Genomic DNA, 15,183 nt, shown 5'->3' with positions numbered 1-15,183 from the left:
ATTTTCGATTACAATAATTATTATATTATAATAATTACAATCTGTAAAGTGTTTATCAGTATTAAATTATAATTATTATAATTTAGAATGCAGCTTAATCACTCACTTATATTATACCCTGAATTAAGTCATTTAATCTAGTTCTTTTCTGTATGGCATTGCACCTTGAGCACCTAATCCTGTAACTGAAAAACTAGCAGCTAAATTGGCAAAATTAACTGCTTCCTCTAATGACTTATTTTCAATTAGAGCAACTGCTAGCGCACCATTAAACGTATCTCCAGCCCCTGTAGTATCAACTACTTCTTTTTTATATCCCTTAACAAGTTGTTGAGAATCACTGTAAAACAATGCACCCGCAGCCCCTTTAGTTACGATTAATTTTTCAGGATACATCATAAGAGCTTTATCAACTTCATTTTCAAATAATAGTTCACTTTCTGATTCATTTGGCGTCAACCAATTAACTTTCTCAATTATTTCTTTATCTAATGGTCGAAATGGTGCAGGATTTAACATTACCCTCATTTCATGTTTTTGTGCATATTCCACTACTTTTTTAATAGTCTCTTCAGGTATTTCATGTTGCATTACAATAATATCGCCAGCAGCAAAAAATTCTAGTTTTGGAATTACTTTATCTGGCGTTACATAATTATTTGCTGCCGGCACTACAACAATTCGATTATCATCTTCAAACAACGTTATATGTGCAGTTCCTGACGCTTCATTTTCAATAATATCCATATACTTTGTATTTACATTGTTTTTTTTAAGATTTGAAAGTATTTGCTGTCCATTATCATCATCGCCTACAGCCCCGATCATATAAACATGGTCGCTTAAGTGTGCAGCCGCAACAGCTTGGTTAGCACCTTTACCTCCAGGATTTGTGAAAAATGATTCCCCCATTACTGTTTCACCTACATTAGGTAAAATATCTGTTTTTACCACTAAATCAATTGATGCGCTACCAATCACAACTATGTTTCCCATATTCTTTTCCTCCATCTATGCATTCAGTCAATAAAAAATGATTGCTCATAATCATTAGGTTTGTGCCAATGTGTTTTCCACATTCTGTTTCTATTATCTGCAAAAAGTTGATAACCAAAATCTCTTAACCATTTAGGGGTTATATATAATAATAAGCCAATCCATTTATAATTTGTTAAAGATGAAATCAATGATGCTATTGCATCTGATTTATACTTAAATTGGGCTCCTTCTTGCAAAATAACACTATCGTGTTGTTTTGTTTCTGGATAATTTTCAAACATATTTTGAGCTGTAGAACCTTGAAGTTTTGCAAATTGGTAACGTCTAGACAACCCATTTTGAATAAGCCAAATTGCGTAATTGTAACAGTATACGCAGTTACCATCGTAATAAATTATTGGCATGCCTTCATCTCCTTTTATGATTTGTAACCATAAAATATAAATTATTTATTCACAGTTCTATTATATCCTAAAATGATAAAAATAAATCATTATATGAAATATATTATTAGGTCTCCTTAAGTATTTATTTCACATACAAAATTGGGCAGAAATCTCATTTTATTTAAAATATTTCGTCACCTCACCACAGTAATGATGACTAGAATAGAAAAAGTATTAAACTTTACCTGAATTGAGCTTTAGTCTTCTACAGATAATATAAAAACGCCCAGGACGAACCAATGATGTCCCAGACGCTTATTCACTATTTTTAAACTGTGATTTTAATCTTGATTTACCTTAACAATTCTTGCATATTTTAAAAACTGTTCAGTATATTTTTGTTTTATATCATTTATGCTATCATACGTAATGCCAACGATATGCCAATTGGGATTAAAATGATAAAATGAATCTTTTTTTCTGGACCATTTAACCATACTTCCATCTCTATTATATCTTGGTAATGTCATTTCATAGCCTTCTAAAACATTAATATAAGTTTGAAAAATGTCTGGATCTATACGATTAAAATTATCAATAACCAGATAACTTTTATCATTTCTTGGCATAAGATTAGTAATGAAACCCTCTCTATAATACAAAGCACCCGCCTCATTTGGTAAATATTTACCATATAACATATCCTCTGTAAAATCTGGATGCCCTGCCGTAATTACTGGATTAGCATTTGTCTTTTGTAGCAAGTTTTCTGCAGCTTTTAGACCTTCGCCTTTATCAACTACTAACAGAATAAATGGTTTTACATCCTCATCTGCTTTATCAATAACATCTTGACTTTTAACTGCTTCAAACTGAGATTTCATTCCATCGTTTTCACTCATTTCAAGTATTGCATCAAATTGTGTACGTGACATACTCGCAATCGCTTGTTTTGCATTTTCTTGTAAATAATATAAGTTTTTTAATTTTGGGTGTTTATTTAATGTACTTAATGTTACGGGCTCGATTTCTTTTTCAAAATAAACCTCTATCGCTGTACTATTTGTACGACCAGGGATTGGAGATTTTTCATGTAAATGTTGACTTACTTCACCAACACCAATCACTGATTGTTCTCTATGTTTATTATAAAAAACGAGTTGGTCTCCAATTTCAAGTTGTCTATAAAAATGGTATCCATTTCGTTTAATACCATTATATGTGTGTGTAAACAACGTATTATAAGAATTGGGTTCGAATTCTTGCTCCTCTGATATAAAGAAATATCTAGGTATTTTCGTTTCTCCTTTACCCAAACTCACGATTAAGTCAAATTCGTCTTTTGTAATTTGATTAAATAGTGTTTCTTTCATATTAGTAATACGAAATTCTAATTGTTCACTTCTTTTTAAGTAATCAGCAGTTAATGGTTTCAATTGTTCTAACAACTGAAAATGAACACGAATTTTATTCTGTGCGCCTGTTTGAACGCTAGTAATTTCACCAAATCCTAGTAAACCAGTATCCATCTGTACTTGATAAAATACAACTTTATCTCTTACTTTAGCTTGTTTAAAAGATCGGAAACCTTGTGACGGATTAAATTGAGCACCTGATTCAAATAATGTTGTTTGACCCACTAATGGTTCGTTATGATTCCAGCGATTATATCCGCAATTTAACCAAAAATAATTTGTTTCCTCTGCCATTTAGATACTCCTTATCTCATATAAAAAATTCTATCTTCTCATTATATTTAAAAATTAATTCGCAAACAACGATTACAATAAATTAATCAATTTCATTGATATCAAACTTGTTATTATTACTACTATCCAAGTCACTAGCCCTAATAAAATCGGCTTTGCACCAGCTTGTTTAAATTGTCTGAAATCTACATTTAATCCTATACCTGCCATTGCCATCGTTATTAAGAATAGTGATATTTGTTGAAATATATGAATAACAGTTGGTGAAAAATTAAAAATTGTACTAATTAATGAGGCTATAATAAACCAAACTATAAACCATGGAAAGATTTGTTTGATCGACGTGCCTGTTTGTTTAGATTTTTCTTTACGAATCGTTCTATATGTAAAAAATAATACTACTGGAATAATCATTAACGTCCGTGTTAATTTTACAATTGCGCCAGTTTCTAATGCTTTATTTCCGTAATTAGAAGTCGCAGCAATAACACTAGATGTATCATTTATTGCCGTACCCCCAAAATATCCAAAAGCCGTTTGACCCATGTTCATTAAATGACCGAGTGGTGGGAATATAAAAACTGCTATTAAGTTGAATAAAAATATAGTTGAAATAGCAAATGCTACTTCGTTTTCTTTAGCCTTGATAACTGGGCTTGTGGCAGCAATCGCAGACCCACCACAGATAGATGTTCCAACCCCAATCAGGATGCTAAGATTTTCATTTATTTTAAATATTTTCATCAAAATAAACACGATTATAAATGCAGCTAATAACGTTATAATTATAATTGGCAGAGATTTCCAACCAATTGAACCTATAGATTGAAAGCTCAACGTAAAACCGAGAACAATAATACTATAATGCAATACTTTTTTACTACTAAATTGGATACCGGCACGATATTTTTTGGGAATTTCAATAAAGTTATTTAAAAGAATACCTATAACAATGGCAAAGATTGCACTTCCTATTACTGGAAATTTGCTTCCCATAATGGTTGCAATAAGCGCAATAATAAATGTCATCAATAAGCCTCGAGATTTCGACATTTAGCCCACCTCCAATTTAAATTCTATTTTACCATAAATATTTTATCGCTAAAGAAAATTTTATAATCTTTTAATTATAAAACTGATTCATTTTAATTATTAATATCCATTTCGTCCAAAATGAATTTGATTTAATTAATAAAACTAATGATTATTACTTATAAAAAAAGTATCTTTAACTTCAAAAGTAAAGACACTAAATTTATTGATTATTGAACCATCGTCAATGCACCCATAATTGGCATTAAATTAATGAGTACACCACCAAGTTTTAATAATCCACTTATTTCTTTGTTAGGTATCGTAATTAATGTAGCAATTATACCAATTGCACCAATGATTACGGGTAAGAAAAATGAAGGGAAAATAGGTATTTTTAAAAATATCCCTGCGCCAGCTAATAAGCCGCAAATTAACGATACATATAAATACTTATACATTTTAAAACACTCCGTTTTTATTCTCTATAAATAACTTATAATTAATTCATAATTCCCTTCAAAAATTGTATCTAAATCGTCTGAAGTTAGTATGAAATTTTGACCTTGTGTTACATCATAAATGTCTCCATCAACTATGACTTGTCCATTGCCTTTTAATACAGAAACTAAAACAAATTCTCTCGGTTTCATATAATTTAATGTGCCAGATATTTCCCACTTAACCATTGTAAAAAAGTCATTTGAAACTAGTTGAATTCGTTTGTGATTTTCAATAATTTCAGTATCCGTAGCTATATTAATATTTTCTTGAGTAACTTCGATGACATCCTTTGCTTTTGCTTGATCCAATCCTCTACTATGATGTGCTTTTTCCTCTCGACCAAAATCGTATACGCGATAAGTGACATCAGAAGATTGCATTGTTTCATAGACAAGTACACCAGCACCTATAGAATGAACCGTTCCTGCTGGTATGAAATAAAATTCACCCGGCTTAACCTTAACTTTATTAAATAAATTTGCATAGTCAGTTTCATTGATTTGATTCACTGCAATATCTTTCGAATCTGCATTCACACCATAAATGATTTCTGCGTCTTCTTCTGCATCTATGATATACCAACATTCTGACTTACCATATTGTCCATTCTCATTTTCATAAGCGTATGCGTCATCAGGATGCACATGGATTGATAATGCTTCTTTTGCATCTACAATTTTTGTCATTAATGGAAACTCTTGGCTCGGGAAATCACCAAACAATTCTCGATGATTTTCCCATACCATATCTAGTGTCTGCCCCTTGTATGGCCCATTCAACACTTCACATTTTCCATTTGGGTGTGCTGAAATCCCCCATGCTTCTCCAATATTTTCAGCCGGCAAATCATAACCGAGTGATTTCAACTTTGTGCCACCCCAAATTTTCTCATGTAATACTGGTTTTAAAAATAATGGCATTCACCACACCTCCAAACTTAGTTAATATATTGTTTAATCTGATATTTCCAATTTAGAAAAATATAAATTTATACTATTAATATTACATTTTAAAATTAATTTGACAGAACTATTGAAATTGTATCACATATCTTAACGCATTATAAACTGTCACTTCAACGTTTACTCATATTTAAATCAATAATTATTATATCAATACGTTTCATAGACGTATAGTTAAATTAATGTGATTCAATTACATTCAGTTGAATTTGACAATAAAATTATTCAATTGTCATAAATTTTTTAAATAAAGACTTGCCTTGTCAATATTTTTCACATTATAATGATACTAGAGTCTTTAAAAGACTCAGATTCTTTTACATATAAGGTAATGAATTATGATGATTTTGATCAGATGATTACTGTTCAAAATTTAAAATTTGCAATAAAAGCCCAAAGTGCTATAGTTTGGGCTTTTTATTCATTGAAATTTAATTATACTCGTCTTAGATTTTATGAATTTGGAAAGCATTAAAATAAATTTGAAGATTATCGCCATGATGCTTTCTCAAATCTATTTTTCTTTGAAGTTGGCTAATATTGTTTCTTTGACTTCTAATAAGTGTGACTCCATTGCTTTAACTGCTTCTACATCATCTTTATTAGCAATCGCATTATAAATGACTACATGCTCCTCTAGCAATTTATTCATTGTTTTTTGTTTACTATAAATAAATATCTTTCTTGTTTCTTTCATAGAATCTTGCATGAGTTCAGATATATTATTTAGTAATTCAACTAATAAAGAATTATTGCCAGCTTTAGCAATTAATAAATGGAATTCTAAATCAGCTCTTTCTCCTGACGTGCCATCTGTTATCGCTTCCCCCATTCGATTCAAAGCATTTTTCAAATCAATTAAATTTGCTTCTGTACGATGACAAGCAGCCATTTTAACGGTGGCGCTTTCAACAATTTCTCTTAACTCTAACAATTCTTTTATCTGAACTACTGAATTAAATTTATCTCCTAATTCAAAAAAAGTTGGTTCAATTTGTTTTACAAATGTCCCATATCCTTGTTTTATTTCTAATACGCCTATCGTTCTTAATGCATTCAAAGCTTCTCTTACCGAAGCCACACTCACACCAAATTCTTTACTGAGCTTTTGTATCGATGGTATTTTATCTCCGACTTGATAATTTCCAGATTTGATGCTTTCCAATAAAGTATCTGCGACTTGTTCATAAATTTTAGTGTTTGAAATCTTCATAGTTACCTCCAAACGATATCTATTATTGTATCAAATTTTCTTCATAAAATTTATTAAAATAATAGATATTTCAGTTAAAAATGGACCAAATTACTATAAGTTGTAAATTGGCCCATCTTTGTAACTATTAATTATTTATTTTTAAAATTATCTAAAGCTTGTGGTATCTCCACATCTCCACTAATAATTTGGAATTCAGTATTTAAATAATCATCAGTTGTTACAACTTCATTGATAACTGAAGCGACATCTTCTCTTGGAATTGAGCCTCTACCTTCAAAAAAGGCTCCTACTTCAATCTTGTTTGTGCCATCATCATTTAATAAAACACCAGGATGTACAATCGTATATGATACTGATGCTTGTTTTAAATATTCATCAGCATAATGTTTAGCAATTGTATAAGGCTTCAAGTCTCCACTAGCATCAAATGCCTCTCTTCTAGAATCATATGTTGACACCATAACAAATTGCTTAACATGATTTGCCTCACTTGCTTTAATAGCTTTAATAGCACCATCTAAGTCTACAATAATTGTTTTATCAGCGCCTGTACTACCACCTGAACCAACAGAAAATACTACACGATCAAAACCTTTGAATTTTTCAGTTAAAGCTTGAATATCGTCTGTTTCTACATCAATTAATGTTGCTTTGATATTTTTTTCTTTTAACTGTTCAACTTGGGATTCTTTTCTAACTCCAGCGGTAAAGTCTATATCTTTTTCTTTCAATTGTTCTACTAAATGTTGACCAACGCCACCATTAGCGCCAATAACTAAAATACTCATATTGGTACCTCCTTAATTAAGTTAATACTAAAAGTCTACCACTTTTATAAGAATTTAAAACAATTATGCACTTTTTGTTGACATATTAGTACGAAAGCATTAATATATGAATATATACTAATATATTCATATATAGAGGTGAATTTTGTGGATGCATCAATAAACACTGAAACATTAAATCATGTAACCGATATTTTCAAAGCATTAAGCGAAACAAATCGCATACGCATCATGCACTTATTATCTCAAAGTTCTAGCAGTGTAGGACATATTGCGCACACTTTAAATATGGGCCAATCTAATGTGTCACATCAGTTACGTATACTCAAACAAGCCCACCTAGTCAAATCTACCCGAGAAGGCCAGTCAATGATATATTCAATTGACGATACACATGTAACTGATTTACTAAAACAAGCAATACATCACGCAAATCACAAACTATAAAACTATAATGAAAGGTGTGGACCTATATGACTCAACAACACGAACACAATCACACACATAATCATACACATGGACATGTACATACCAATAATAAAAAAATCTTGCTCATTAGCTTTTTAATTATTGGTATATTTATGATTGTTGAAATCATCGGAGGTTTTTTAGCACATAGTTTAGCACTATTATCTGATGGTTTACACATGTTCAGTGATTCAATTTCATTAGGTGTGGCTTTATTAGCTTTTATTTATTCTGAAAAACACGCTACTAAATCTAAGACTTTTGGATACAAACGCTTCGAAATATTAGCTGCATTATTTAATGGCGTAACGCTATTTGTTATCGGTATTTTTATAATCATAGAAGCAATCGACCGTTTCTTTAATCCAGTAGCTGTAAAATCTACAGAAATGTTTATTATCAGTGTAATTGGACTCATCGTTAATATCGTTGTTGCTTCCTTTATGTTTAAAGGTGGAGATACAGATCATAATATAAACATGCGTGGTGCATTTCTCCATGTTATTGGTGACTTATTAGGTTCAGTCGGAGCCATTACAGCAGCTATTCTTATTTGGGCATTTAATTGGACATTTGCAGATCCTATTGCGAGTATTATCGTTTCTCTACTTATTATTAAAAGTAGTTGGGGGATAACGAAATCATCCATCAATATATTGATGGAAGGTACGCCAAGCGATGTCAATATGAGTGAAATCATAAGTGCTATTACAAGTGAAGCGCAAATAATAAATGTACATGATTGTCATATTTGGACTATTTCTAACGAAATAAATGCTTTAAGTTGTCATGCAGTTGTACCAAATGACATGACAATTGAAGAAGGTGAACAACTTTTAAACTTACTCGAACATCGTCTAACACATTTAAACATTCAACATATGACAATACAGTTTGAAACAGAATATCATAATCATGACAACAATACTTTATGTTCAGCAATTTATACAGAAAAATAACATGAATAAAAATAAAAAGTGACTAGATTTTAAAGCTTAAAATAAGCAATATCAATCTAGTCACTTTTATTATTTAAATTTCTTTTAAAATATATAGCAAATCCAAAACATTTTATGCCTATAAAAATTTATCAAATATCAGCTCTTTAGCTGGCACTTGTTTTTCTTTAAAACCTCTTATAAATTCTTCATTATCATAAGGAACTTTAACCCTTTCAAATGAAAATTCATTTTCATCGATAGTAACAATACCATATACAGCATATGCGCCATTATTCAATCCAACAGATCCAGGATTAAAATAAACTTTAGATTTATCATCAAACAAATGAACCGTATGATTATGACCAAAAACAATTAAATCTGCTTCTTTATCCTCGAATAGTGATTTAATATTTTCTTCTGTAGGTTCCACAATGGGACTAAACGGCTGCCCATCAATTGGCGTGTTCAATTTATCATTTGGGATTTCATAATGAATGAACATGATTTTTTTATGATTTATAGTTTTTTCAATAACACGAGGTAACGCATTTAATTTATCATAATAATCTTCGTCTAAGTGACTTTCAATCCATTGGTGGTGTTCATAAAATTTATCTTTTAAGTCTTCAGGATAAGGCGTATCGTTAACAATTGACATCACCGCTTCATCATGATTACCTGCAATAATTTCCATATCATCTCTTTCAAATATTTCGTCAAGTACTTTATTTGTTTCATGGCCTACACCAATATTATCGCCTAGGTTATATATTTTATTTATATCTTTTCTTCTATCAATATCATCCAATACTGTATCCAACGCATCAAAATTGCCATGTACATCAGTAAGAATTGCAAATTTCATGATGATATCTCCTTTCAACATTTTCTCATTTGGTCATTTTAACATTTTATAGCCATTTTGTTACCTATTAATTTTAAAATCTCTAATTTTTTGATAGCATATGCTTATCACTAAAAAGGAGTGCTTAAAATTTGTTTAAATTTCATAAACTAGCATTACAAAATGCTAAACCGCAAAATGCTAAAATTTTACTATTCACAATTGTAAGTTTTATCATATTATTTGCTTTGACTGTTCTAACTTTTATACCAGTTCAACCAGCAATATATAAGTTTTTAATGTCAATGGCAATGCAACAACCTATTGGTAGTGCCTTAATTACATTAATACTAGCAATATTAATTCCATTAGTGGTTTTCATATTTGTAGGCTATCAACTTATTGCTGGAACTATATACACTATAGACAATGCAATTAATAAAGACAAGGTTAAATTCAAAGATTTATTTTCAATATTTAAAAAAGGTAAATATGCTAAATCGTTAAAATTATCTTTAATTACTTTATTAAGTATTATTATTATATTATTACTTAATATTCTAATAAGTAAGCTATTACAATTAGGCATTGTACAATTATTCACTGCATTACAAGGACCGTTAAGCAGTTCTGATCATGCACTTGGATGGTCATTAACATTCCAAATCATTGCCGCTACTTTACAAGTATTTATATTGTCATTTGTTTATTGGTTCTTTACAATCCTAATCATCAATTATACATTAGCTTTTGTTAAAGAACCTAGTAGAGGCGCTTGGTCATCTGTGAAACGTGGCTTTAAAGCTATTAAAAACGGCAATAAAACTTGGTTTAAATTCTATATAGGTATATTATTGCTAAATTTACTTGTTATCATCTTAGCAAACCCAGTAAGTCAATTAGTTTCTATTAGTACTGGTAGTATTTCACAAACATTAGCAACGACTATTATCTATATTGTGTCAGTAATCGTTATTATAATTAGATTAATCGTTTATTACACAAACTTATTAGCAATTATTCAATACTACAATAAAAATGGCGAGAAAATAGATAAATCAGAAGTTAAAAAATCAAAAGCTTCTACACAATCTAATCAAACATCTAAAGTAAGCAATAGTGTTAATCATACAACTGAGAAAGCTACGGATAAAGTTAATCAAACTTCTGATCAGTTTAAAGATAATGCTGAAGAAAAGGCTTCAGATATCAAAGATCAAATTGATAACAAAGAAAAATAAATATCAATAGGAAACAGTTAGGACCATCGTTCTACCTTCAAAAAGGACTAATCCACGTTCAAAAGGATTAGTCCTTTTGAATTTATACTTGTCTTTTTTTACGATACTACTTAACTGTTTATATTATACTTGCACACTCTCAATTGATTCTTATGCTAAAGCATATGAACAATCAATTATCCATATCAAAAAAAGACACTTTATCTCATTTAATAATCATTATTAAACGAGAAAAGTGTCTTTTTTAATCAATTTATCTATACGTATATTTTATAATAAATGTTTTTTCAAGTATAATGCCGCACCATTTTCTTCATTTGTGAATGAAGTGACATCATCAGCTAAAGCTTGAATTTCTGGCCGAGCGTTCTTCATCGCTACAGTATAATTACCAAACGCAAACATCGCTCTGTCGTTATCACTATCACCAATGACTAATGTTTCTTCTTGCTTAATGCCAAAGTAGTCTATCATTTCTTTAATTCCAGTGCCTTTGTCAATACCAAAAGCCATTGTTTCCGCGTTAAAGCGCGATGAATTTGATACACTGATTTGAAGTGCTGTTTGGTCATCGATTAACTGATTTCGAAATTGAGTAATCTTATCATAATCTGGTGAGAATAAATAAATTTTTGAAAATGATGTGTCAGGGATAATTGGTTCCCAACTTACTTTTTCAACAATAGATTCTCTACGGGATGTCCACTCACTATAGCCTACGTTTTCAGGTGGTGTTGATTGTTTAAACATAGCTTCTGCCCACGTTTGATCTTCATTAAGAATGATACGATTGCCGTCGAAAGGAAACACTTCATAATAAATTGCTTGTGCTTTTGCTCTTTTCACAATTTCATTTACCGTATCAAATGTTAAACTATGTTTAAAAATAGTTTCATTGTGAACGACACCGTTCGTACCATTAGAACTAATAATACCATCCACTTTAAAGTCTTTAGGTACAAGGTAATGAATCTCATCATGTGCTCTTCCAGTAGCTAAAAACACTTTATAACCATGATTTCTTAAAGTCTGTATTATTTCTGTCGTTTCGTTATCTACACGATTGTTTTTATGTAAAATTGTACCATCCATATCCAAAAATATTGCTTTAACATTTTCCATTTAATATAAATCCTCCATCATATGTTATCGTCTTAAATTATGGCACTTTGTCTATGTTTCTGCAATGTCTTCATCTTCTAAAAACAATGTATAGCGCCCATGGTTATATGTTATGCTGACATTCCGCTTAAAGAAGTGACTTAATGTTGTATTATTTAGAATTTCGGATAATTGACCTTGTTTGAAAGATTGTCCATTTTTCAATAAAAAACCATAATCAATGTCCTGAGTGATTTCTTCTACAAAATGCGTGACATAAATTACTGCTAATTGAGGATTTTGCTTATACAATTGTGTCAGTGCACTTAATAAATCTTCTCTTGCAATAAAATCTAGTCCTGAAGCTGGTTCATCTAAAATTAAAAGTTTAGGGCTCCCCATCAAAGCTCTTGCTATCAACACTTTTTGACGCTCTCCAGTAGAAAGATAACCATAATATTGATTTTCAAATTGAGTCATTCCCATTTGCTTTAAATATTGTTTTGCCAAATCTATGTGTTGTTGTTGTACATCCTGAAACACACCGATTGACTTAAATATCCCACTCATTACTACATCTAAAACAATTTCACCATCTTGAAAACGATCCATTAAACTACTAGATACAAATCCAATTTGCTGGCGTACATTTTCAGCAGAATATCCTTTGTTTCCAGGCTTCATACCAAATAAAGTCATTTCACCTGACGTATTTGGCTCATAGGCATTTAAAATATTCAATAGTGTCGTCTTACCTGCCCCATTCAAACCATATAACATCCATTTTTCTCCCTCTTTAATCTGCCAACTCACACCTTGAACAATTTCTTTTCCATCTTTTCTTCTTGCTATATTGTTCAAATCAATTAGCATATATATATCCCCCTTTGTTAAATTGCCATTTATTTTTGATTCTGTCTAAATATATTTTCTAATGTCTTACCTTTAGCTAATTCATCAACCATCTTGTCTAAATACCTAATCTCTTTCATTACTGATTCTTCCATATTTTCAACACGAACCCCACAAATAACACCTGTCACTTTAGTTCTATGTGGATTTAATTGTGGTGCTTGTTGAATAAATGTTTCATAATCAGTGCCATCTTCTACCATTTCATCCAACTGAGATTGACTATAGTCGGTCATCCACTTAATGATCGTGTCCACTTCATTTTTCGTTCTACCTTTTTTTTCGGCCTTTTTCACTAAATGAGGATAAACATTTCCAAAAGCCATAGTATAAATTTTAGGTTTTGTCATTATTTTACACTACCTTTCTTTAATTTCTATATGTAATCGTTCTTCTTAGCATATTAAATTTTCTAAACTTTTGAAAACATTTCACTTTCAATAAGTTAAAAATAAAAGCTGAGACAATTTAATGTCCCAGTGTTGCTTTGAAATAAAGTTTGATCACAAACACCTCAAAAGCCCGTTTTTTACCGCCAATAAGAAGAATCCATTTTGAAAAAAGATTGATTAAAATAGATTCATTATTTGTGAAGTAGTATACAATTTTTATATTAAAGTTTGATCATTTTCTACGTATGTTATTCCGCAATTACGATAAATGATCGAACTTTTTTTCAAACGGTTAAACTTTATTTTAAGTCTACAGCAAAATAAAGAAAGGCTTCTGACATAACCAAACCTAGGAATGCCAGAAGCCTTCAAAAAAAATTCATTATAGAAATAAAATTACTAGTACTCCTACGACTACACAATAATATGAGAAATATGCGAGGTTTCCCTTAGCCATTATATTGATAAGGGCTTTTAACGCGAAGTATGTTGCTATAAATGCTGCTATAAATGCGATTAGATATGGAATCATCAATGCATCAAAATTTGGGTCCTGTACTATCTCAGGGACCTCTAACATGGTTGTCCCCAAACTAACCGGGATATACAACAGGAATGAAAAACGAAGTGCTGTTTCCTGTTTCATCCCAACAAGCATTGATGCAACAATCGAAGCACCTGAACGACTAATGCCTGGTGTCACAGCAACTGCTTGAGCTAGCCCAACAATAACAGCATCTTTGGAAGTTAAATCACCATCTTTTTTCCTGCCCCTAAGATTTCGGATCATCCAAATTGCAACAGCCGTAATAAGTAAGGTAAATCCGACAATTTTTGTATTGCTAAGTGCCTCACCAATAACGTCCCCAAATAATAAACCGACCACACCTACTGGAATTGTGCCGATAACAAGGTAAAGAATAAATTGAAAATCACTTTTGGCTTGTTCATCCTTTTTTGTTATAAAAAGGATGCCATTTTTGATTAACCGATAAATATCGTGCCTATATATAAGCAGAACTGCAAGAAGAGAGGCAAAGTTAACAAATATTTCAAAAGAGAGCCCTCTAGCTTCAATTCCAAATAGTTCACGAACGATTATGATATGTCCACTCGAAGAAATAGGGATCGGCTCTGTAATACCTTGAACCAATCCTAATAGTAAATATTGTATTAATGTACACAGTTCTGTCATGGATCCCACGGAAAAATCCCCCTCATTTGGCTAAATAAAGCACTTCAAGATAAGGCCAGATGAATGCCAGGTGTAGCTTTAAAATAAAGTTTGATTATAAATATCTCACAAACCCGCATTTTTTGTTAAATAGAAATAATCCTTTTGAAAAAGATTGATAAAAAAAGAACTCCAGCAGAAATTAAACCAACGATAACCTGTGTTAACTTTAGGAGGTTGGCATTAGTTCCATGAACTGCTTCCTTGTTTCGGTGTCTTAATCCTAACAGATCTAGAAAGCGATCTTTAAAGATCACGACAACAGCAAAATCGAACCGAGCTGAATCACAACTTTAAACGTGTTTGCTACGTACTTCCCTAAAAATTGCTCAGATTGGAGCCACATCTAATCAACAATGACAATGAGACCAGTTAACGAAACAGGATCAAATTCTGTTAATCCCTCAACCATTCCTAAAATAATCACTTTTAAAATCTGAAGTAAATCCAC

16 protein-coding genes and 1 pseudogene are annotated in these 15,183 nt (G+C 31.0%); 3 read left to right on the top strand and 14 right to left on the bottom strand.

Annotated elements, in window-relative coordinates; all coding sequences use genetic code 11:
• Positions 1 to 132: 132 nt before the first annotated feature.
• The 8 genes from rbsK to AB1J10_RS10350 all read right to left on the bottom strand — a co-directional run bounded on the left by rbsK (position 133) and on the right by AB1J10_RS10350 (position 7,596).
• A complete protein-coding gene (gene rbsK, locus AB1J10_RS10385; protein ID WP_046207730.1) occupies positions 133 to 996 on the bottom strand; it encodes a ribokinase in 864 nt (287 codons plus the stop codon).
• A gap of 23 nt (positions 997 to 1,019) precedes the next feature.
• Positions 1,020 to 1,403, bottom strand: a complete 384-nt coding sequence (locus AB1J10_RS10380) for a thiol-disulfide oxidoreductase DCC family protein (RefSeq protein ID WP_070657401.1) — start codon at positions 1,401 to 1,403, stop codon at positions 1,020 to 1,022.
• A gap of 323 nt (positions 1,404 to 1,726) precedes the next feature.
• Positions 1,727 to 3,094: an EVE domain-containing protein gene (locus AB1J10_RS10375; protein WP_369003114.1), complete on the bottom strand. Its 1,368-nt coding sequence runs from the start codon at positions 3,092 to 3,094 to the stop codon at positions 1,727 to 1,729.
• A gap of 72 nt (positions 3,095 to 3,166) precedes the next feature.
• The gene (locus AB1J10_RS10370; RefSeq protein WP_046207727.1) at positions 3,167 to 4,147 is read right to left on the bottom strand and encodes a YeiH family protein; all 981 of its coding nucleotides are present in this window, start codon (positions 4,145 to 4,147) and stop codon (positions 3,167 to 3,169) included.
• Positions 4,148 to 4,356: 209 nt separating this feature from the next.
• A complete protein-coding gene (locus tag AB1J10_RS10365) occupies positions 4,357 to 4,587 on the bottom strand; it encodes a hypothetical protein (protein ID WP_046207726.1) in 231 nt (76 codons plus the stop codon).
• 24 nt (positions 4,588 to 4,611) lie between these two features.
• Positions 4,612 to 5,550: a type I phosphomannose isomerase catalytic subunit gene (locus AB1J10_RS10360; RefSeq protein ID WP_046207725.1), complete on the bottom strand. Its 939-nt coding sequence runs from the start codon at positions 5,548 to 5,550 to the stop codon at positions 4,612 to 4,614.
• Between the two features lie 556 nt (positions 5,551 to 6,106).
• Positions 6,107 to 6,805, bottom strand: coding sequence for a FadR/GntR family transcriptional regulator (locus AB1J10_RS10355; RefSeq protein ID WP_046207724.1), 699 nt, complete (start codon positions 6,803 to 6,805; stop codon positions 6,107 to 6,109).
• A gap of 131 nt (positions 6,806 to 6,936) precedes the next feature.
• The gene (locus AB1J10_RS10350; RefSeq protein ID WP_064209828.1) at positions 6,937 to 7,596 is read right to left on the bottom strand and encodes an NAD(P)-binding oxidoreductase; all 660 of its coding nucleotides are present in this window, start codon (positions 7,594 to 7,596) and stop codon (positions 6,937 to 6,939) included.
• A 147-nt stretch (positions 7,597 to 7,743) separates the two neighbouring features.
• Between AB1J10_RS10350 and AB1J10_RS10345 the strand changes: the two genes are divergently transcribed.
• Together AB1J10_RS10345 and czrB are read left to right on the top strand one after the other, a co-directional pair.
• Positions 7,744 to 8,043: an ArsR/SmtB family transcription factor gene (locus tag AB1J10_RS10345; RefSeq protein ID WP_080937829.1), complete on the top strand. Its 300-nt coding sequence runs from the start codon at positions 7,744 to 7,746 to the stop codon at positions 8,041 to 8,043.
• A gap of 26 nt (positions 8,044 to 8,069) precedes the next feature.
• Positions 8,070 to 9,023 (top strand): CDF family zinc efflux transporter CzrB, encoded by a 954-nt coding sequence (czrB, locus tag AB1J10_RS10340; protein WP_046207721.1) that lies wholly within the window; start codon positions 8,070 to 8,072, stop codon positions 9,021 to 9,023.
• A gap of 118 nt (positions 9,024 to 9,141) precedes the next feature.
• Here the strand turns inward: czrB and AB1J10_RS10335 are convergent, their stop codons facing one another.
• Positions 9,142 to 9,873, bottom strand: coding sequence for a metallophosphoesterase family protein (locus AB1J10_RS10335; RefSeq protein ID WP_064209826.1), 732 nt, complete (start codon positions 9,871 to 9,873; stop codon positions 9,142 to 9,144).
• A 131-nt stretch (positions 9,874 to 10,004) separates the two neighbouring features.
• Here AB1J10_RS10335 and AB1J10_RS10330 point away from each other — a divergent pair, with 131 nt between their 5' ends.
• On the top strand, positions 10,005 to 11,093 hold the full coding sequence (locus tag AB1J10_RS10330; RefSeq protein WP_046207719.1) for a hypothetical protein: 1,089 nt from the start codon (positions 10,005 to 10,007) through the stop codon (positions 11,091 to 11,093).
• A 270-nt stretch (positions 11,094 to 11,363) separates the two neighbouring features.
• Here the strand turns inward: AB1J10_RS10330 and AB1J10_RS10325 are convergent, their stop codons facing one another.
• The 5 genes and pseudogenes from AB1J10_RS10325 to AB1J10_RS10305 all read right to left on the bottom strand — a co-directional run.
• Positions 11,364 to 12,215: an HAD family hydrolase gene (locus AB1J10_RS10325; RefSeq protein ID WP_046207718.1), complete on the bottom strand. Its 852-nt coding sequence runs from the start codon at positions 12,213 to 12,215 to the stop codon at positions 11,364 to 11,366.
• Positions 12,216 to 12,266: 51 nt separating this feature from the next.
• Entirely contained in the window at positions 12,267 to 13,067 is an 801-nt protein-coding gene (locus tag AB1J10_RS10320) for an ABC transporter ATP-binding protein (protein ID WP_046207717.1), read from the bottom strand.
• Between the two features lie 29 nt (positions 13,068 to 13,096).
• The gene (locus AB1J10_RS10315; protein WP_369003113.1) at positions 13,097 to 13,456 is read right to left on the bottom strand and encodes a DUF2200 domain-containing protein; all 360 of its coding nucleotides are present in this window, start codon (positions 13,454 to 13,456) and stop codon (positions 13,097 to 13,099) included.
• A 424-nt stretch (positions 13,457 to 13,880) separates the two neighbouring features.
• Positions 13,881 to 14,693, bottom strand: a complete 813-nt coding sequence (locus AB1J10_RS10310; RefSeq protein ID WP_011867740.1) for an undecaprenyl-diphosphate phosphatase — start codon at positions 14,691 to 14,693, stop codon at positions 13,881 to 13,883.
• Between the two features lie 164 nt (positions 14,694 to 14,857).
• A pseudogene (locus AB1J10_RS10305) lies at positions 14,858 to 15,183 on the bottom strand (undecaprenyl-diphosphate phosphatase); the annotation flags it as partial.

Origin of the sequence: Staphylococcus cohnii species complex 1663 (genome assembly GCF_041008415.1) — a bacterium.
GTDB classification, from domain to species: Bacteria; Bacillota; Bacilli; order Staphylococcales; family Staphylococcaceae; genus Staphylococcus; species Staphylococcus ureilyticus.
This window is presented reverse-complemented; position numbering and strand designations above follow the sequence as displayed.

Excerpts from the sequence above, each read along its gene's own strand:
- rbsK (WP_046207730.1), bottom strand. The coding sequence starts at position 996 with ATGGGAAACATAGTTGTGATTGGTAGCGCATCAATTGATTTAGTGGTA.
- AB1J10_RS10380 (WP_070657401.1), bottom strand. The coding sequence starts at position 1,403 with ATGCCAATAATTTATTACGATGGTAACTGCGTATACTGTTACAATTAC.
- AB1J10_RS10375 (WP_369003114.1), bottom strand. The coding sequence starts at position 3,094 with ATGGCAGAGGAAACAAATTATTTTTGGTTAAATTGCGGATATAATCGC.
- AB1J10_RS10370 (WP_046207727.1), bottom strand. The coding sequence starts at position 4,147 with ATGTCGAAATCTCGAGGCTTATTGATGACATTTATTATTGCGCTTATT.
- AB1J10_RS10365 (WP_046207726.1), bottom strand. The coding sequence starts at position 4,587 with ATGTATAAGTATTTATATGTATCGTTAATTTGCGGCTTATTAGCTGGC.
- AB1J10_RS10360 (WP_046207725.1), bottom strand. The coding sequence starts at position 5,550 with ATGCCATTATTTTTAAAACCAGTATTACATGAGAAAATTTGGGGTGGC.
- AB1J10_RS10355 (WP_046207724.1), bottom strand. The coding sequence starts at position 6,805 with ATGAAGATTTCAAACACTAAAATTTATGAACAAGTCGCAGATACTTTA.
- AB1J10_RS10350 (WP_064209828.1), bottom strand. The coding sequence starts at position 7,596 with ATGAGTATTTTAGTTATTGGCGCTAATGGTGGCGTTGGTCAACATTTA.
- czrB (WP_046207721.1), top strand. The coding sequence starts at position 8,070 with ATGACTCAACAACACGAACACAATCACACACATAATCATACACATGGA.
- AB1J10_RS10335 (WP_064209826.1), bottom strand. The coding sequence starts at position 9,873 with ATGAAATTTGCAATTCTTACTGATGTACATGGCAATTTTGATGCGTTG.
- AB1J10_RS10325 (WP_046207718.1), bottom strand. The coding sequence starts at position 12,215 with ATGGAAAATGTTAAAGCAATATTTTTGGATATGGATGGTACAATTTTA.
- AB1J10_RS10320 (WP_046207717.1), bottom strand. The coding sequence starts at position 13,067 with ATGCTAATTGATTTGAACAATATAGCAAGAAGAAAAGATGGAAAAGAA.
- AB1J10_RS10315 (WP_369003113.1), bottom strand. The coding sequence starts at position 13,456 with ATGACAAAACCTAAAATTTATACTATGGCTTTTGGAAATGTTTATCCT.
- AB1J10_RS10310 (WP_011867740.1), bottom strand. The coding sequence starts at position 14,693 with ATGACAGAACTGTGTACATTAATACAATATTTACTATTAGGATTGGTT.